This window comes from Marinobacter qingdaonensis, assembly GCF_034555935.1.
Lineage (GTDB): Bacteria > Pseudomonadota > Gammaproteobacteria > Pseudomonadales > Oleiphilaceae > Marinobacter > Marinobacter qingdaonensis.
Genome location: NZ_JAYDCJ010000001.1, coordinates 272,573 through 289,922, shown reverse-complemented (window position 1 = coordinate 289,922; position 17,350 = coordinate 272,573). Strand labels below are relative to the sequence as shown.

15 protein-coding genes are annotated in these 17,350 nt (G+C 64.4%); 3 read left to right on the top strand and 12 right to left on the bottom strand.

The window, feature by feature from the left end; genetic code table 11:
• Window positions 1–18 precede the first annotated feature (18 nt).
• From U5822_RS01270 to U5822_RS01245, 6 genes are all read right to left on the bottom strand, one after another.
• Entirely contained in the window at window positions 19–924 is a 906-nt protein-coding gene (locus U5822_RS01270) for a hydroxymethylglutaryl-CoA lyase (RefSeq protein WP_322853803.1), read from the bottom strand.
• Window positions 924–2,918, bottom strand: a complete 1,995-nt coding sequence (locus U5822_RS01265; RefSeq protein WP_322853802.1) for an acetyl/propionyl/methylcrotonyl-CoA carboxylase subunit alpha — start codon at window positions 2,916–2,918, stop codon at window positions 924–926. The genes U5822_RS01270 and U5822_RS01265 overlap by 1 nt, the downstream gene beginning before the upstream one ends.
• A 1-nt stretch (window position 2,919) precedes the next feature.
• On the bottom strand, window positions 2,920–3,726 hold the full coding sequence (locus U5822_RS01260; RefSeq protein WP_322853801.1) for an enoyl-CoA hydratase-related protein: 807 nt from the start codon (window positions 3,724–3,726) through the stop codon (window positions 2,920–2,922).
• Window positions 3,727–3,740: 14 nt separating this feature from the next.
• The gene (locus tag U5822_RS01255) at window positions 3,741–5,348 is read right to left on the bottom strand and encodes a carboxyl transferase domain-containing protein (RefSeq protein WP_322853800.1); all 1,608 of its coding nucleotides are present in this window, start codon (window positions 5,346–5,348) and stop codon (window positions 3,741–3,743) included.
• A gap of 173 nt (window positions 5,349–5,521) precedes the next feature.
• The gene (locus U5822_RS01250; protein ID WP_322853799.1) at window positions 5,522–6,688 is read right to left on the bottom strand and encodes an isovaleryl-CoA dehydrogenase; all 1,167 of its coding nucleotides are present in this window, start codon (window positions 6,686–6,688) and stop codon (window positions 5,522–5,524) included.
• A 91-nt stretch (window positions 6,689–6,779) separates the two neighbouring features.
• Window positions 6,780–7,226 carry a MerR family transcriptional regulator gene (locus U5822_RS01245; protein ID WP_322853798.1) on the bottom strand — a complete coding sequence of 149 codons (447 nt, stop codon included), beginning with the start codon at window positions 7,224–7,226 and terminating at the stop codon, window positions 6,780–6,782.
• Window positions 7,227–7,328: 102 nt separating this feature from the next.
• Between U5822_RS01245 and U5822_RS01240 the strand changes: the two genes are divergently transcribed.
• The 3 genes from U5822_RS01240 to U5822_RS01230 are packed head-to-tail and all read left to right on the top strand — an operon-like array spanning window position 7,329 to window position 10,486.
• The gene (locus tag U5822_RS01240) at window positions 7,329–8,090 is read left to right on the top strand and encodes a 3-hydroxyacyl-CoA dehydrogenase (RefSeq protein ID WP_322853797.1); all 762 of its coding nucleotides are present in this window, start codon (window positions 7,329–7,331) and stop codon (window positions 8,088–8,090) included.
• Window positions 8,091–8,115: 25 nt separating this feature from the next.
• The gene (locus U5822_RS01235; protein WP_322853796.1) at window positions 8,116–9,267 is read left to right on the top strand and encodes an acyl-CoA dehydrogenase family protein; all 1,152 of its coding nucleotides are present in this window, start codon (window positions 8,116–8,118) and stop codon (window positions 9,265–9,267) included.
• Window positions 9,268–9,304: 37 nt separating this feature from the next.
• Window positions 9,305–10,486, top strand: coding sequence for a thiolase family protein (locus tag U5822_RS01230; RefSeq protein ID WP_322853795.1), 1,182 nt, complete (start codon window positions 9,305–9,307; stop codon window positions 10,484–10,486).
• A 92-nt stretch (window positions 10,487–10,578) separates the two neighbouring features.
• On the opposite strand, the gene U5822_RS01225 is transcribed toward U5822_RS01230, so the two are convergent.
• The 6 genes from U5822_RS01225 to U5822_RS01200 are packed head-to-tail and all read right to left on the bottom strand — an operon-like array spanning window position 10,579 to window position 17,347.
• Window positions 10,579–11,370 (bottom strand): sulfite exporter TauE/SafE family protein, encoded by a 792-nt coding sequence (locus U5822_RS01225; protein ID WP_322853794.1) that lies wholly within the window; start codon window positions 11,368–11,370, stop codon window positions 10,579–10,581.
• 47 nt (window positions 11,371–11,417) lie between these two features.
• Entirely contained in the window at window positions 11,418–12,989 is a 1,572-nt protein-coding gene (locus tag U5822_RS01220; protein ID WP_322853793.1) for a gamma-glutamyltransferase family protein, read from the bottom strand.
• Window positions 12,986–13,696, bottom strand: coding sequence for a GntR family transcriptional regulator (locus U5822_RS01215; RefSeq protein ID WP_322853792.1), 711 nt, complete (start codon window positions 13,694–13,696; stop codon window positions 12,986–12,988). Before U5822_RS01215 ends, U5822_RS01220 begins: the two co-directional genes overlap by 4 nt.
• On the bottom strand, window positions 13,693–15,390 hold the full coding sequence (locus U5822_RS01210; RefSeq protein ID WP_322853791.1) for an ABC transporter ATP-binding protein: 1,698 nt from the start codon (window positions 15,388–15,390) through the stop codon (window positions 13,693–13,695). Before U5822_RS01210 ends, U5822_RS01215 begins: the two co-directional genes overlap by 4 nt.
• A 33-nt stretch (window positions 15,391–15,423) precedes the next feature.
• A complete protein-coding gene (locus U5822_RS01205) occupies window positions 15,424–16,317 on the bottom strand; it encodes an ABC transporter permease (protein ID WP_322853790.1) in 894 nt (297 codons plus the stop codon).
• Between the two features lie 4 nt (window positions 16,318–16,321).
• Entirely contained in the window at window positions 16,322–17,347 is a 1,026-nt protein-coding gene (locus U5822_RS01200) for an ABC transporter permease (RefSeq protein ID WP_322853789.1), read from the bottom strand.
• Window positions 17,348–17,350 lie beyond the last annotated feature (3 nt).

The window sequence follows — 17,350 nt, the reverse complement described above, 5'->3', positions numbered from 1 at the left end:
GTCAGATCCTTTGTTGTGTCAGCACTTGCCGCCAAGTGCCTGGCCTACCTTGGAGCCGTTGTGACGACGAAGCTGGCCACTGATCCAGTCGCCCACCGCGGCCAGTTTGTCCAGATCCACGCCGGTCTCAATGCCGAGTCCTTGAAGCAGATATAGCACGTCCTCGGTGGCGACGTTGCCGGAGGCGCCCTTGGCGTAGGGGCAGCCGCCGAGACCGGCGACCGAGGCGTCGATGACCGCCACGCCTTCCTCCAGCACCGCGTACAGATTGGCCAGGGCCTGGCCATAGGTGTCGTGGAAGTGGGCGGCGAGTTTGTCGACGGGCACGTCCTTGGCCACCGCTTCGAGCATGCGCTTGGCCTTCAGCGGTGTGCCGACGCCGATGGTGTCACCCAGGGAGATCTCGTAGCAGCCCATGTCGGCCAGGTCCTTGGCGACCTTGGCCACTTGGGCCGGCTGAATGCTGCCCTCGTACGGGCAACCCAGCACCGTGGAGACGTAGCCACGGACCGGAATGCCGTGCTGGTTGGCGGCTTCCATCACCGGGTGGAAGCGCTCCAGGCTCTCGGCGATGGAACAGTTGATGTTCTTCTGGCTGAACGACTCGGAGGCGGCGGCAAACACCGCCACCTCGTCGACGCCCGCTTCCAGGGCATTTTCGAATCCCCGCAGGTTGGGGGTCAGCACCGAGTAGCGCACCCCCGGTTTGCGGGTGATGCCGGCCATGACCTTGGCGGCATCGCCCATCTGCGGCACCCATTTGGGCGAAACGAAGCTAGCGGACTCAATGTGGGTCAGGCCACAGCCGGCCAGCCGGTCGATCAGTCCGGTCTTGATGCGGGTGGCGATGACCGGGCCAGGTTCGTTCTGCAACCCGTCCCGGGGGCTCATCTCCACCAGGCGAACCTGTTTCGGGAAGGCCATCACTCTGCTCCTTCGTCGCTCACGTCGATGGCGATCAGCTCGGCGCCCTCGGCCACCTGGTCGCCCTCGGCGAAGAAAATTTCGCTGACCACGCCGTCGGCCGGGGCCTTGATGGCGTGCTCCATCTTCATGGCTTCCATGATGACCAGCGTCTGGCCGGCGCTGACCTTGTCGCCCACCTTGGCCTGGACCGCCACGATGGCGCCGTTCATGGGCGCTTCCAGGCTGCCTTCCCCGGCCATGTCTTCCAGGCCATAGGTTTCACGGTAGACGGTGCACTGGAAGGTGTCGCCCTCGTAGAACAGCACCAGCTGGTCGTTGTGCAGGTTGCCGTGCACGCTGATCCGGTGGCCGTTGACCACCGCCTGCAGGTAGTCCTCGTCCAGGCGCGCGGTCAGGTTGTAGACGCTGTCACCCACGTAGACCTGGTAGCGGTCGTCCCGTTCCAGGATCTTCATGTCGTGGATGTCGTCACCCACCTGCAGCTTCAGGGGCTGGGCGAATTCCGAGTTCAGGCGCCAGCTGTTGCGGCGGCCAAACGGTGACCAGGGGTCGGTGGACGCAGGCTCGCTGGACTTGCGCGCTTCCAGCACGAAGCCGGCGGCCAGCACCAGGGCCTTGTGGGTATCGAGTTTGGATTTCGGGAACAGCAGCTCCCGATGGGTCTCGATGAAGCCGGTGGTCAGGTCCTGCTCCCGGAACGGCTGGGCGTCGGCCAGCGCGTGCAGGAAGCGGATGTTGGTCTTTACCCCGGCGATGCGGTAGTTCTCCAGGGCCTGCACCATGCGGTTGATGGCCTGGTCCCGGGTCTCGTCCCAGACGATCAGCTTGGCAATCATCGGGTCGTAATGGATGCTGATGTCGTCGCCTTCGGTGACCCCGGTGTCCACGCGTACGTGGGCGTTCTCGTCCGGGGTACGCAGGTACCGCAGGTGGCCGGTGGCCGGCAGGAAATCGTGGTCCGGATCCTCGGCGTAGATCCGCGCCTCCAGGGCGTGGCCACGGGTCTTCACGTCGTCCTGGGCCAGCGGCAGTGGCTCGCCCCAGGCGATCTTCAGCTGCCACTCGACCAGATCCTGGCCGGTGACCATTTCGGTGACCGGGTGCTCCACCTGCAGCCGGGTGTTCATCTCCATGAAGAAGAAGGAACCGTCCACGTCGTATAGAAACTCGACGGTACCGGCGCCGACGTAATTGATGGCCTGGGCGGCGCGCACGGCGGCTTCACCCATGGCCTTGCGGGTATCCTCGCTGAGACCCGGTGCCGGCGCTTCTTCCAGCACCTTCTGGTGGCGGCGCTGCACGGAGCAGTCACGCTCGGCCAGATAGACGCCGTTGCCGCTCTGGTCGCAGAACACCTGAATCTCGACGTGGCGCGGTTGGGTCAGGTAGCGCTCGATCAGCATGTCCGGGTTGCCGAAAGCGTTCTTGGACTCACGCTGGGCGGCGGCCAGGGCATCCTCGAAGTCCTCGATGCGCTCGACCACCCGCATGCCTTTACCGCCACCACCGGCGACGGCTTTCAGCAGCAGCGGGAAGCCGCACTTCTCGGCCTCGGCGCGCAGGGTTGCCACCGACTGGTCGTCGCCGTGGTAGCCCGGTACCAGCGGCACCCCGGCTTTCTCCATGATCGCCTTGGCGGCGGACTTGGAGCCCATGGCGGCGATGGCGGAAGAGGGCGGGCCGATGAACACCAGGTCATTGGCCTCACAGGCCTCGGCGAATTCGGTGTTCTCCGACAGGAAGCCGTAACCCGGGTGAATGGCCTGGGCGCCGCTTTCCTTGGCGATTTCGATGATCTTGTCCGAGCGCAGGTAGCTCTCCGAGCTGGGCGCCGGACCGATGTGGAAGGCCTCGTCGGCCATGGCCACGTGGCGGGCGTTGGCGTCGGCGTCGGAATAGACCGCGACGCAGCGGATACCCATGTCGTGGGCCGTCTGTATGATCCGGCAGGCGATTTCGCCCCGGTTGGCGATCAGAATTTTGCTGAACATATCAGTTGCTCTCCGGAATCCAGTTGGCGCGACGCTTGTTCAGGAAGGCGCTCAAGCCTTCCTGGCCTTCTTCTCCGACACGGATATCGGCAATGCGATGGGCGGTGTCGTCAATCACGGCGTCGTTAATCGGCTTGTGGCTGACGGCAAACACCAGGTCCTTGGCGGCGGTCATGGCCTCGGGACCGTTCAGGGCGAGTTGCTGGATCAGCTCGTCGCAACGGGCTTCCATGGCCTCGACGTCGTCACAGACCATGTGCACCAGGCCGTAGTGCTCCGCCTGCCGGGCGGTGAACACCTCGGCGGAAATGAAGTAGCGGCGGGCCTGGCGCTCACCGATGGCGCGCACCACGTAGGGGCTGATCACCGCCGGAATCAGGCCCAGCTTGACCTCACTCAGGCAGAAGCTGGATTTCTCGGTGGCGATGACGATGTCACAGCAGGCGGCCAGACCCACCGCGCCGCCGTAGGCGGCACCCTGGACCAGGCCGATCACCGGCTTGGCCAGGTGATTGAGCACGTTCATCAGCCGCGCCAGTTCCCGGGAGTCGTCCAGGTTTTCCTGACGGGTGTTGTCGGCCATGCGCCGCATCCAGCCCAGGTCCGCGCCGGCGGAGAAGTGCTTGCCCTCGGAGCGCAGCACCACCACCTTGGTGGCCGGGTCGTCGTTGACCTCGGTCAGGGCGTTGATCAGCTGCTGGATGATGACGTCGTCAAAGGCGTTGCGTTTGTCCGGGCGGTTCAGCACCACGTCGGTGACACCTTCGGCGCGGCGTTTGATCAGTACCGCAGTTTCTTGTTCTGTCATGACGGGTCTCCCGATTACATGCGGAACACGCCAAAGCGTGTCGGCTTCGCGGGTCGGTTCAGGGTAGCGGACAAGCTCAGGGCGACCACTTCCCGGGTCTGGGCCGGGTCAATCACGCCGTCGTCCCACAGGCGGGCGCTGGCGTAGTAGGGGTGGCCCTGCTCCTCGTACTTGTCGATGACCGGTTGCTTGAACTCGGCTTCTTCCTCGGCGCTCCAGTCCTGGCCCTTGCGCTCCATGCCTTCGCGCTTGACCTGGGCGAGTACGCCGGCGGCCTGTTCGCCGCCCATGACCGAGATGCGGGCGTTCGGCCACATCCACAGGAAGTCCGGGCTGTAGGCGCGGCCACACATGCCGTAGTTGCCGGCGCCAAAAGAGCCGCCGATCAGCACGGTGATCTTGGGCACGTTGGCGCAGGCCACGGCCATGACCATCTTGGCGCCGTGCTTGGCGATGCCTTCGGCCTCGTATTTCTGGCCGACCATGAAGCCGGTGATGTTCTGCAGGAACAGCAGCGGGATGTTGCGCTGGCAGCACAACTCGATGAAGTGCGCGCCTTTCTGGGCCGCCTCGCTGAACAGGATGCCGTTGTTGGCGATGATGCCCACCGGGTAGCCGTGGATGTGGGCAAAGCCGGTGACCAGGGTCTGGCCGTAGTAGCGTTTGAATTCGTCAAATTCGGAGCCGTCGACGATGCGGGCGATCACGTCACGGACGTCGAACTGCTTGCGCAGGTCGGTGCCGACAATGCCGTAGATCTCCTCGGCGTCGTACAGCGGTGCCTTGGGCTTGCGGATCTCCACCTCGGCCGGCTTGCGGCGGTTCAGGTTGGAGATGCTGCGCCGGGCGATTTCCAGGGCGTGGGCGTCGTTCTCGGCGTAATGGTCGGCGACACCGGAGACTTTACAGTGCACGTCGGCACCGCCCAGGTCTTCGGCACTGACCACTTCACCGGTGGCGGCTTTTACCAGTGGCGGGCCGGCCAGGAAGATGGTGCCCTGGTTGCGCACGATGATGGACTCGTCCGCCATGGCCGGGACGTAGGCGCCACCAGCGGTACACAGGCCCATGACCACGGCAATCTGAGGGATATCGTCGGCGGACATGCGCGCCTGGTTATAGAAGATGCGGCCGAAGTGGTCGCGATCCGGGAAGACTTCGTCCTGGCGGGGCAGGTTGGCGCCGCCGGAGTCCACCAGGTAGATGCAGGGTAGGCGATTCTCCAGGGCAATCTCCTGGGCCCGCAGGTGTTTCTTTACGGACAGTGGGTAGTAACTGCCGCCTTTCACCGTGGCATCGTTGGCAATGATCATGCACTCGGTACCGGACACCCGGCCCACGCCGGCGATCACGCCTGCGGCCGGGACTTCCTCACCGTAGACGTTGTAGGCGGCAAACTGGCCGATTTCGAGAAACGGGGAGCCGTCGTCCAGCAGGCGGTTGATGCGCTCCCGGGGCAGCAGTTTGCCACGGGCGACGTGGCGTTCCTGGTAGGAGGGGCCGCCGCCTTGCTGAATGGTGGAGACTTTGTCCCGCAGGTCGGCGACGGCTTGCGCCATGGCTTCCTGGTTGGCCTGAAACTCGTCAGATCTTGGATTTATTTTGCTCTGGAGTATGGTCATAGCGTTTTCATCCGTGCATTCGGGGGCGTCGGAGTTGGTGGCAGTGCGGCCCGGGAACCGCTACGAGCACATCCTTGTGCGCTTGACGAAGGCCATCCGTGGCCTTCGACATTCCCGGCCCGCACTGCCACCAACTCCTTGTCGAACATTAGGTGCTGGCGTCCTGGTGCGAGTTACTTGTTCAGGAACAGCTCTCGGCCGATCAGCATCCGGCGGATTTCTGAGGTGCCGGCGCCGATTTCGTACAGTTTGGCGTCGCGCAGCAGTCGGCCTGTCGGGTATTCGTTGATGTAACCGTTACCGCCCAGCAGCTGGATGGCGTCCAGGGCCAGTTTGGTGGCCATCTCTGCGGAGTAGAGGATGGCGCCGGCGGCGTCCTTGCGGGTGGTCTCACCGCGGTCGGCGGACATGGCCACCATGTAGACGTAGGACTTGGCGGTGTTCATGTAGGTGTACATGTCGGCGATCTTGCCCTGTACCAGTTCGAATTCACCGATGGCCTGGCCGAACTGCTTGCGCTCGCGGATGTAGGGCACGGCCACGTCCAGGGCCGCCTGCATGATGCCCAGCGGGCCGCCGGACAGGACCAGACGCTCGTAGTCGAGGCCGCTCATCAGGACCTTGGCGCCGTTGCCTTCGCCGCCCAGGATGTTTTCCCGGGGGACCTTGCAGTCTTCGAACACCAGCTCACAGGTGTTGGAGCCGCGCATGCCCAGCTTGTCCAGCTTCTGGTGACGGCTGAAGCCCGGGTAGTCGCGCTCGACAATAAAGGCGGTCACGCCGCGGGAGCCGGCCTGGGTGTCGGTCTTGGCGTAGATCACGTAGGTGCTGGCGTCGGGGCCGTTGGTGATCCACATCTTGTTGCCGTTCAGCACGAAGTGGTCGCCTTCGTCCCGAGCGGTCAGTTTCATGGAGATGACGTCGGAGCCGGCGTTGGGCTCGGACATGGCCAGGGCGCCGACGTGCTCGCCGCTCACCAGCTTGGGCAGGTACTTCTGCTTCTGCTCTTCGGTGCCGTTGCGGTGGATCTGGTTCACGCACAGGTTGGAGTGGGCGCCGTAGGACAGGCCGACGGAGGCGGAGGCCCGGCTGATTTCTTCCATGGCGATCACGTGCGCCAGGTAACCCATGTCGGAACCACCGTATTCCTCAGAAACAGTGATGCCCAGCAGGCCCATGTCGCCCATCTTGCGCCAGAGGTCCATGGGGAACTCGTTGTTGCGGTCGATTTCTTCGGCGCGTGGTGCGATTTCCGCAGCGGCAAAGCCGTTGATCTGCTCGCGCAGCATGTCGAGGGTTTCACCAAGGCCGAAATTGAGCTCTGAGTACTGTGATTTCATTGCGGTTACCTATCGTTTTGTTCTCTAGGAAATTCTTGGATTCATGCCCCCGGCAGTACGCACACGCGATGGGTTTTGGTCTTCGCGGCGGTTACTGCTGAGCGGCCGTTGTCTGTTCGTCGTTTGCTGAGTGCTCTTGTTCTTTCTTTTTCTTCTGCAGATCAGCCAGTGCTTCCCGGCACCGCGCTTCGGCGGTGTCCATTTCCATTTCCGCCTGGGCGATGTCGTTCTTCTGCTGTTCCAACTGGGCGCGTTTACGGCTTAGGGTGTCCAGCATGAGCAGCAGCTGTTTTTCGTTACCGCTGAGGGTTTCGTCCCACAGGTCGAAAAGTTCCTTGGTTTCGGACAGGGAAAAGCCCATCCGCTTACCACGCAGAATCAGTTTCAGCCGGACGCGATCCTTGGAGCTGAAAATTCGGGTTTGCCCACGGCGCGTGGGTCGGAGCAGCTCCTGATCCTCATAGAACCGGATGCTCCGGGTCGTCACGTCGAACTCTTTGGCGAGCTCGCTGATGCTGTAAGTTTCTTTTTTGACCATAGCGATTTCCTTTTTCGACTTAGGTTAGATAAAGTTTACGTAAACGTAAAGTATTTTGCGGTGAGCTTTTCGACAAAAAGAGAATTCAGAAAGGAGCAGATGATGGAATTCAAGAATGTGGCAGCCATTGTAACAGGTGGGGCATCCGGACTTGGTGAGGGCGCAGCCCGGGCACTCGCGGCTGCGGGCTGCAAGGTGGCCATTCTGGACGTACAGAAAGAGCAGGGCGAAAAGGTTGCGGCCGACATTGGTGGCCTGTTCCTGCATTGCGACGTCACCTCGCCGGACAGCGCCGAAGCGGCCCTCAAGGCTGCCCGCGACGCCCATGGCCCCTGTGGCGTGGCCGTGAACTGTGCGGGCATTGCCCCGGCAGCAAAGATCCTCGGACGCGAGGGTGTAATGCCGCTGGAGAACTTCAGCAAGGTGATTCAGGTCAACCTCATTGGCACCTTCAACATTCTGCGGCTGGCGGCCGCCGACATGGCGACCCGTGAGCCCAACGCCGACGGCGAGCGCGGTGTGATCATCAACACCGCCTCCGTGGCTGCGTACGAAGGCCAGATCGGCCAGGCCGCCTACAGCGCCTCCAAGGGTGGCGTGGTGTCCCTGACCCTGCAGTCGGCCCGTGAGCTGGCGCGCGAAGGCATCCGCGTGAACACCATCGCCCCCGGCCTGTTCATGACCCCGATGATGGCCGGTATGCCGGAAGAAGTGCAGGAGAGCCTGGCGGCCACCCTGCCGTTCCCGAAACGCCTGGGTAAGCCGGAGGAGTTCGGCATGATGGTGGACCAGATGGTCCGCAACCCGATTCTGAACGGCGAAGTGATTCGACTCGACTGCGCCCTGCGTATGGCGCCGAAGTGATTGCATACTATTGCAGGAGACAACAATGACTACCCCTGTTGATCAAGAAGAGCTGAGCCTGTTCCGGGATTCGGTGATCAAAGCCCTCGAAACCGAGGTGCAGCCACACTACGAAGCCTGGGAAAAGTCCGGCCTGGTGCCGCGCGAGCTCTGGAACACCCTGGGTAACGCCGGCATGCTCTGCGTGGACGTTCCGGAAGAAATGGGTGGCTGTGGCGCGCCTTTCCAGTATTCCGTGGTCGTCGGCGAAGAGCTGGCGCGCATGGGATTCGGTGCTCTGTCCACCAACGTCATGGTGCACTCGGACATCGTCGCGCCGTACCTCAGCCATATGGGCAGTGAGGAACAGCGACAGTACTGGTTGCCCAAGATGGTCTCCGGTGAAGCCGTCGGCGCCATCGCCATGACCGAGCCGGGCGCCGGCAGCGACCTGCAGGCCATTCGCACCAGCGCGGTCAAGGATGGCGACGATTACATCCTGAATGGCTCCAAGACCTTCATCACCAACGGCCAGCACGCCGACATGGTGATCGTCGCGGCCAAGACCGACCCGTCCGCCGGCGCCAAGGGCATCAGCCTGTTCCTGGTCGATACCTCACTGCCGGGCTTCAGCAAGGGCCGCAACCTGGACAAGATTGGCCAGCATTCCGGTGACACCTCCGAGCTGTTCTTTTCCGACATGCGCATTCCGTCCTCGGCCCTGCTGGGCGAGGAAGGCCAGGGCTTCATCTACCTGATGCGTGAGCTGCCCCGGGAGCGCCTGGTGATCGGTGCGCTGGGTGTGGCAGCCGCCCGTGGCGCCCTGGACCTGACCATCGCCTACACCCAGGAGCGGGAACTGTTCGGTCAGAAGCTGGCCCAACTGCAGAACACCCGTTTCGAGATCGCGCGCATGGAGACCGACTACCGGGTCAACCGGGCCTTCGTGAACGAGTGCATCGACTCTTACGAGCGCGGTGAACTGGATGCGCCCACCGCGTCCATGGCCAAGTACAGCGCCACCGAAATGCAGTGCCGGGTGGCCGATGGTTGTCTGCAGCTGTTCGGCGGCTACGGTTACACCACCGAATACCCCATCTCCCGGGCGTTCATGGATGCGCGGGTGCAGCGCATCTATGGCGGCACCTCGGAGGTGATGAAGGAAATTATCGCGCGGTCGGTATTGGGCAGAGCCTGAGACCAAACCCTGCACCGAAAATTGGAGAGCATCGATAATGAGCAACAACGACGTAGTCATCGCAGGATCCGCAAGAACCGCCATGGGCGGCATGATGGGCTCGCTGAGCTCGGTACGTTCACCGCAGCTGGGCGCCGAATCCATCAAGGCCGCCATCGAACGCTCCGGCCTGCAGCCGGCCGATGTCCAGGAAGTGATCATGGGCTGCGTGTTGCCGGCCGGCCTCGGTCAGGCCCCGGCGCGCCAGGCCTCACGCGCGGCCGGTATTCCGGACAGCTCCGGCTGCACCACCGTCAACAAAATGTGCGGTTCCGGCATGCAGGCCGTGATTATGGCCCACGACCAGATCAAGGCCGGCACCAACAACATCATGATCGCCGGCGGCATGGAAAACATGAGCCAGGCGCCGTACCTGCTGCCCAAGGCTCGCGGCGGCATGCGCATGGGCCACGGCCAGGTCATGGACAGCATGTTCCTGGACGGCCTGGAAGACGCCTACGAGGGCGGCCTGATGGGCGTATTCGCCCAGCGTACCGCCGACAAGTACGACATCAGCCGCCAGGCCATGGACGAGTTTGCCATCGGCTCGCTGCAGAAGTCCCTGGCGGCCATCGAAAACGGCTGGTTCAAAGATGAGATTGCGCCGGTGACCGTATCGGGCCGGGGCGGCGACACCGTGGTCGACACCGACGAACAGCCGGGCAACGCCAAGCCGGAAAAAATCCCGCACCTGAAGCCGGCGTTCGCCAAAGATGGTTCGGTGACCGCCGCCAACTCCAGCTCCATCAGTGATGGCGCCTCCGCCCTGGTGCTGGCGTCCGCTGCCGAAGCCGAGGCTCGCGGCCTGACCCCGCAGGCGCGCATCGTCGCCCACGCCACCCACGCCCGGTTGCCGTCCGAGTTCACCCTGGCGCCCATCGGCGCGATCGAGAAGGTGCTGGCCAAGGCGGGCTGGAGCAAGGACGACGTTGACCTGTTCGAGGTCAACGAAGCCTTCGCCGTGGTCACCCTGGCTGCCATCAACGAGCTGGGCCTGGACCACGACAAGGTCAACGTCCACGGCGGCGCCTGCGCCCTCGGCCACCCGATCGGCTCCTCCGGTTCCCGCATCCTGGTGACCCTGATCAACGCCCTGAAGCAGCGCGGCCTGAAGCGCGGCGTGGCGTCACTCTGCATCGGTGGCGGCGAGGGCACTGCCGTTGCCATTGAACTGATCTAAGCCAGCCCAACGAAAGAGGCCCGCGGTGCCGTGATGCGCCGCGGGCCTTTCGTTTTTACAACCTCTCGCGCCTGAGCGCGAACGCCTCCCGTCTAGAGCGCGTGAAACAGCATGCGCCCCGCCACCACCAGCAGAAAGGCACCAAAACCGCGCTTGAGCGTTGCCGCCGGTATGCGGTGGCTAAGCGCCACACCCAGCGGCGCCGTGACCACGGTGAAGAAGGCAATGCAGGCCGCGGCCGGCAGATAGACATAGCCGAACGACCACTCGGTGATGTTCGCGCCCCAGCCGGAAATGGCGTAGCCAATGGTGCCCACCAGTGCCAGCGGGAACCCCAGGGTGCTCGAGGTGGCCACCGCCCGTTGCATGGGCACGTTGTGGAACACCATCAGCGGTACCATCACGTTGCCACCGCCGATGCCCGCGAGCCCCGAGAGGGTTCCACTGAACAGGCCCAGGCCGGCGGTTCCGGCGCTGCCGGGCATTGCCCGGGACGGATCCGGCACCCAGCGGCTGAGCATGATCAAGGACACCGTGAGCAGGAAGCAGGCGATGCCAATTTCCAGCACCTTGGTGGGCAGCCAGCCGGCGATGAAACCGGACAGGAAGCTGCCAAGGACAACCGTGACCGACCACTTCTTGAAAATGTCCCAATCCACCGCCTTACGCTTGATCTGCGATCTCGCCGCCGAGATGGAGGTGAAAATGATGGTGCACAGGGAGGTTGCGACCGCGGTGATGACAATCGATTCCGCGGGGAAGTCCTGCAGGCCGAGGATGATGATCAGCGCGGGCACGATCACCACGCCGCCGCCAATGCCGAGCATGCCGGCGAGAATGCCAGCGACGATACCGAGTGCCGAGCAGGCAAGAATAATGTCCATAAGTTCGTTCCGATGAAGTGGTTCCAGTTACTTTTGATCCGTGCCCGCTAGCGCAGGCCTCTCGCCGTGCCCTGGCCCCGGGGGTCGTGCATGGCTTCGGTCATTCCGCCGGGGCTGACCCTGAGGGCGCCGGCCTGGCCGGTCAGTGGGCTCAGTTCCGGGATGGTCTCGACCTGATGTCCCCGGCGCGACAGTTCTTCCCGCACGTCGGCCGCGATCGAATGTTCCAGTTTAAGGTTTTCGCTGCTGCCGAAAAAACTCCGGCCTAGCAGAAATCTGGGCGCGAGCAGGGCATTTTCCACGGATTGCTGGTAGTCAATCAACTGCGTGGCCAGGACCATCTGGGTCTGGGGCTGGCCATCGCCACCCTGGCTGCCGAAATACCATTGCTCGCCGTTGTCCGCCAGGTAACAGGACGGGTTCAGGGTATGGGCCGGAATCTTGCCCGGCGCCCAGGCGTTGGGGTGCTGGGTGTTCTGGGAGAAGCTGGCGGCCCGGTTGGACCAGAGCACGCCGGTGTCGCCGACCAGGCAGCCGGAGCCAAAGTCGTGAAACAGACTCTGCATCAGGCAGGCGGTTCGGCCTTGCGAGTCGCTGGCCGCCATCCAGATGGTGTCCGCGGGCTGGCCCGGCTCGTGCCAGGGCGCTGCCTGGTTCGGGTTGATCAGTCCGAAACTGCGCCGGGCGCTGGCCTCCGACAGCCGCTCCTCCCATGCCACCGGAAAACAGCGGGGATCGGCCAGCTCCCGGTTGCGCAAGGCGAGCTGGGTTTTGATGGCCTCGACCAGGTGATGGTAGTAGTCGGCGCCGCCATTCCGATCGCGTGCCAGCGGGCGTTGGTTCAGGGTGGCCAGGGCGCTGAGGGTATACAGACCCTGGGTGGGTGCCGGGAAGTTGTACAGGAACCCGGCGCGGTACCGGGTCTTCCAGGGCCGGCCCAGGGTGGCCTGGGTGCGCGCCAGGTCGGTCGCGGTCAGGCCATTGCCCATGTCCCCGAAGCCCCGGGTGAGCGCGCGGGCGATCTCACCCTGGTAGAAATCATCCAGGCCGGCCCGGGACAGCTGCTCCAGGGTGTCGGCCAGTTGCGGCTGGGTAAGCAGGCTGCCCTCGGTTTTCAGCTCACCCTTGTCATCGCGGCAGAGCCGGTGCAGGTCGGGGAGCTGGTCAATCAGGGCCTTGCGTTGCTCCTGCCAGAACGCCTGAGAACCGGACACCGGTGTGCCCGCGCGGGCGTGGGCAATGGCGGGGGCCAGCAAGGTTGGCCAGTCCAGCCGGGAGCCCCAGTTGTTGCTGATCCGTTTGGCCTGTTGCCAGGCCCGCAACGCGCCCGCGGTGGTGGCCGCAGACGCGGCGCCCCGTTCCGTGATGATGCCGCCTTCCGGCAAGGTGTGCCCGGCCTGGCCCAGACCCATGATGACCTGGAGCTGCCGGCCATCGTTGAGCATCAGCAGCGCATCACCGCCGAGGCCGGTCATGTGGGGAAAGCTGACGGCCAGGGTGGCGCTGGCGGCGAGAACCGCGTCGATGGCGGTGCCACCGTCCCGGAGTACGTCATGCCCGGTGTCCGTGGCCAGCGTGTGGGGCGTGCAGATCACTCCGGAGCGGGAACTGGCCTTCATCTCTCGACTCCCCGGGCGAATGTATCCGCCGGCCGGCGCTGGTGTTCGGCGACGAACTCCGCCGACATGGCGCTGACGGTCTGGACGTGGGCCCGCATCAGCCGGGCCACGTCGTCGGCTTCGCCGGCCAGGATGGCGCGGACGATGGCATCGTGTTCTTCCCAGGATTTGCTCAGGCGGTTGTTCAGCCGGAACTGGGCTCGACGAAACGGCGCCAGCCGGGTCCGCGTGGTTTCTGCCAGCTGCTGCAGCTGAGGGCTGCGTGCTGACTCGAAGATCAGTGAGTGGAAGGACTGGTTGAAGCGGTCGTAGTCGTCCGAGGTGCCATCCCGCACCAGGTGAATGGACTCCTTGTGCAGGCGGGCCAGCTCTTCCCGCTGCTCGCTGTTCATCCGCAGCGCCGCGAGCCGGGCCAGGGAGGCTTCCAGCTCCGCCATGGCCTCGTAGAGATCGTTGAGCGCCTCGGGGGACAGGGTCGCCACTACCACGCCCCGGTTCGGCCGGTGGGTGACCAGCCCCATGGCGGCCAGATGCCCGAAGGTCTCCCGGATCGGGGTTCGCGACACTCCGAAACGGTCGGCCGTGGCCCTGGCGTCCAGCTTGGTGCCGGGAGTCAGCTCGCCGCTGACGATGTCGTCGGCCAGGCTCTGGACAATGGATTCAACCACCGTGCCCTTGCGGGGCTGCAGGGCGTCGTCGTTGCTCATGGCGTTTCCTCCTGCAGCAGCGGCCCGCTGTTGCCTGGCGACGATTCCGTTGACGGTGGGTGGGGAATGGCCGCCAGCAGACTCCGGGTGTACTCGGATTTCGGCGCATCCATGATCTCGCCTGCCGGCCCCTCCTCGACTATGCCACCCTGCTGCATGACGATGATCCGGTCACACAGCAGGCGGACCACGTTCAGGTCGTGACTGATGAACAGGTAACTCATGCCCAGCCGGTGTTTCAGGTCTTCCAGCAAATTGAGCACAACGGCCTGCACCGACACATCCAGGGCAGCCGTGGGTTCGTCCAGGATCAGCAGTTCCGGCTCCATGGCGATGGCCCGGGCAATCCCGACCCTGGCTTTCTGGCCGCCGGACAGCTGGTGCGGAAAGCGGTTCAGCAGCTCGACCGGCAGCCCCACCAGCGCCGCCAACTCCAGGATCCGGCTTTGCCGTTCGGCGCTGGAGAGGGTGGGTGACAGGCGCATGAGCGGGTCGGCGATGGAACGCTCCGCACTCCAGCGCGGGTTGAGGCTGTCGGTCGGGTCCTGGAACACCATCTGCAATTTGCCCCGGAGCTCATGGCGGGCGAATGCCTTGGTCGGGATGCTGGCGATGTCCTGGCCCATGAACTCGATCTTGCCTCCGGTCGGGTCCAGCAGGCGCATGATCATGGCGGAGGTGGTGGACTTGCCGCAGCCGCTTTCGCCCACCAGACCCAGGCTTTCGCCTTTGCGGATGCTGAATGACAGGTCCCGGACCGCGACGTGGTGGTTGTTGCTGCCGGGCTTGCCGAATTCTTTCTTCAGCGCGCTGACCGACAGCAGCGCCGGCCCGTCGTGGGGGCTGGCGGGGAGCGGTTGCGCTTGGGCCCGTTGCTCCGGTGTCAGCAGATCGCGCACGTGCGAGTCCCGGTGGGGCGTGGCGTTGAGCAACTGCTTGGTGTAGGCCTGCTCCGGTGCCCTGAACAGGGCCTGCGAGCTGTTCTGCTCCACCACGCGGCCCTTTTCCATCACGACCAGGCGGTCGCAGTAGGCGGCCGCCAGGCCCAGGTCGTGGGTGATCAGGATGGTGGACATGTTGAACTGGGCGGTCAGTTCGGTGATCAGGTCCATCACCGCCTTCTGGGTGGTGACATCCAGCCCGGTGGTGGGTTCGTCCGCAATCAGCAACTGGGGTTTGCAGGCCAGCGCCATGGCGATGACCACCCGCTGGCACATGCCGCCGGACAGCTCGAACGGGTAGGCGTCGTAGCGCTTTTCCGCGTCCTTGATCTTGACCGCGCGCAGCATCTCGATGGCCCGTTCGCGCGCGGTGGCCCGCGTGGCCTGGTGGTGTTGCACCAGAACGTCGGCGATTTGCCGGCCGACCTTGCGGATCGGATTCAGGGCGGCCCGCGGGTTCTGGAAGATCATGGAGATTTCCCGGCCCCGAAGGTCCCGCATGTCGCGCTCGGTAATCCGGTGCAGGGACATGCCGCCGTAGGTGATTTTGCCGGCGGAGATCTTGCCGGCGCGGTCCAGGATGTTCATCACCGCGTAGGAGGTCACCGACTTGCCCGAGCCGGACTCGCCGACCACACCAAGGGTTTCGCCCTTGGCCACGGACATGGAAATGGCATCGATCGCCCTGACCGTGCCCCGACGGGTGGCAAAATCGACGCTCAGGCGCTGGATATCAAGTAAAGGGGTCGTCATCGTGGTTCCTTAACGTTGTCCCGAGGTGCTGCCTCAGGTCCGGCGCTGGGGGTCTACCAGATCCCTCAGGCCGTCGCCGATCAGGTTGAAGGTGAACACGGCCAGCATCAGGGCCAGGCCCGGAAACACCACCAGCCACCATTCACCGGAGATGATGAAGTTGGCGCCTTCGGCCACCAGGATGCCCCATTCGGGCGCGGGCGGCTGGACGCCCAGGCCGATGAAGGACAGGCCGGCGGCGTTGAGGATGGCCCAGCCCATGTTCAGGGAGATCTGCACCATCATCGGCGGCAGCGTGTTGGGGAAAATGTGTCCAAACAGCACGCGCAGTTCCGAGTTGCCCGACAGCCTGGCGGCCTGGACAAAACCGGCGTTGCGACGAATGCTCACTTCCGCCCGCGCCATGCGGGCGTAAAACGGCAGGTTGATGATGGCGGTGGCGTACACGATGTTCTCGACCGAGTTGCCCGCGGCGGCCACGATGCCCATGGCCAGGACAAACAGCGGGAACGCCATGATGGTGTCCATCAGACGGCCGGAGATGCGGTCGGTCCAGCCGCCGAAATAGCCGGCGAAGCACCCGATCACCGAGCCGAAAACGAACGACAGCGCCACGGCCGACACCGAGATCAGCAGGTCCAGCCGGGTCGCGACAATGACCCGGGAGAAGACGTCGCGTCCCAGGTGGTCGGTCCCGAACCAATGGGCCACGCTGGGCGGCTGCAGCGCCGGCCCGACCCCGGTGGCCAGGGGATCGAAGGGCACCAGGTAGGGCCCGAGGATGGCGATCAGGATGAGGCCGAAGAACAGGCCAAAGGACACACCGGTGAGCGGGTTCTCCGACACGATGTAGCGCAGGTGATGCCAGTAGCCCTCGCGGGCTTGCGCGCCTGTGGCCAACGAAGACGTGACTGCCAGATTGCTCATGTTGTTAGTCCTCACCGACGCGTGGGTCGATCAATGTGTAGGTCACGTCGATCAGCAGGTTGAGCGTCACGAACAGCAGGGCCATGGAGAGCACGAAGCCCTGGACCGCCGCGTAATCGGACACCACGAGCGCCTCGACCGCGAACGAGCCGATCCCCGGCCACGCGAACACCTTCTCGACCAGCACGTTGGCGCCCAGCACGAAGGAAAACACCATGCCGAGCGTGGTGATCACCGGCAGCAGCGCGTTGCGGAAGGCGTAGGTGACCAGCACCCGGCTGCTGCTCAGGCCGGCCGCCCGTGCGGTCCGGACGTAGTCGCTGGCCAGGGTCTGGAGCATGGCAGCCCGGGTCATACGGGCGATCGGCGCCAGGGTGAACAGGGCCAGGGTGATCAGCGGCAAGGCCATTTGCGCGAGGGCGGCCTTGAACAGGGCCCAGTCTCCGGCGATCAGGGAATCGATGGTGTAGAAGCCGGTGACGGATTCGGGCGGCAGGAACATCATGTCGAGCCGGCCCATGGGCGGCGGCGCCCAGCCCAGCAGGTAATAGAACACGTACAGCAGGGCCAGGCCGGTGAAGAAGGTCGGCAGGGAGACCCCCGCCGTCACCAGGAAACGACACAGGTGATCCACCCAGGAATTCGGCCGGGTCGCCGCCAGCACACCGAGGGGCACGGCAACGACCAGGGCCAGCAGCAGCGCACCCAGGGTTAATTCCAGGGAGGCTGGCAGCCGCTTGGCCAATTCCACGGTCACGGGCTGGCCGGTGGAAATCGCCGTGCCCAGGTCGCCCTGTACCAGGTCACTGACGTAGGTGACGAACTGCACCGGCATGGGATCGTCCAGCCCGAGGTTCTGGCGCACCTGCTCGATGGAGGCGGCATCGGCCATGTCACCGGCGAAGTAGGCCGCCGGATCCCCGGGCAGGGCCCGGGTCAGGATAAAGCAGACGACCAGGATCCCGAACACGGTCGGCACGGCCTGCAACAGGCGGGTCAGGACCCGCTTGGACTTCACACCCAACGTCATGAT

What these genes read in the sequence shown, in the direction of transcription:
- U5822_RS01270 (WP_322853803.1), bottom strand. Translation starts at nt 924, where the DNA reads ATGGCCTTCCCGAAACAGGTTCGCCTGGTGGAGATGAGCCCCCGGGAC.
- U5822_RS01265 (WP_322853802.1), bottom strand. Translation starts at nt 2,918, where the DNA reads ATGTTCAGCAAAATTCTGATCGCCAACCGGGGCGAAATCGCCTGCCGG.
- U5822_RS01260 (WP_322853801.1), bottom strand. Translation starts at nt 3,726, where the DNA reads ATGACAGAACAAGAAACTGCGGTACTGATCAAACGCCGCGCCGAAGGT.
- U5822_RS01255 (WP_322853800.1), bottom strand. Translation starts at nt 5,348, where the DNA reads ATGACCATACTCCAGAGCAAAATAAATCCAAGATCTGACGAGTTTCAG.
- U5822_RS01250 (WP_322853799.1), bottom strand. Translation starts at nt 6,688, where the DNA reads ATGAAATCACAGTACTCAGAGCTCAATTTCGGCCTTGGTGAAACCCTC.
- U5822_RS01245 (WP_322853798.1), bottom strand. Translation starts at nt 7,226, where the DNA reads ATGGTCAAAAAAGAAACTTACAGCATCAGCGAGCTCGCCAAAGAGTTC.
- U5822_RS01240 (WP_322853797.1), top strand. Translation starts at nt 7,329, where the DNA reads ATGGAATTCAAGAATGTGGCAGCCATTGTAACAGGTGGGGCATCCGGA.
- U5822_RS01235 (WP_322853796.1), top strand. Translation starts at nt 8,116, where the DNA reads ATGACTACCCCTGTTGATCAAGAAGAGCTGAGCCTGTTCCGGGATTCG.
- U5822_RS01230 (WP_322853795.1), top strand. Translation starts at nt 9,305, where the DNA reads ATGAGCAACAACGACGTAGTCATCGCAGGATCCGCAAGAACCGCCATG.
- U5822_RS01225 (WP_322853794.1), bottom strand. Translation starts at nt 11,370, where the DNA reads ATGGACATTATTCTTGCCTGCTCGGCACTCGGTATCGTCGCTGGCATT.
- U5822_RS01220 (WP_322853793.1), bottom strand. Translation starts at nt 12,989, where the DNA reads ATGAAGGCCAGTTCCCGCTCCGGAGTGATCTGCACGCCCCACACGCTG.
- U5822_RS01215 (WP_322853792.1), bottom strand. Translation starts at nt 13,696, where the DNA reads ATGAGCAACGACGACGCCCTGCAGCCCCGCAAGGGCACGGTGGTTGAA.
- U5822_RS01210 (WP_322853791.1), bottom strand. Translation starts at nt 15,390, where the DNA reads ATGACGACCCCTTTACTTGATATCCAGCGCCTGAGCGTCGATTTTGCC.
- U5822_RS01205 (WP_322853790.1), bottom strand. Translation starts at nt 16,317, where the DNA reads ATGAGCAATCTGGCAGTCACGTCTTCGTTGGCCACAGGCGCGCAAGCC.
- U5822_RS01200 (WP_322853789.1), bottom strand. Translation starts at nt 17,347, where the DNA reads ATGACGTTGGGTGTGAAGTCCAAGCGGGTCCTGACCCGCCTGTTGCAG.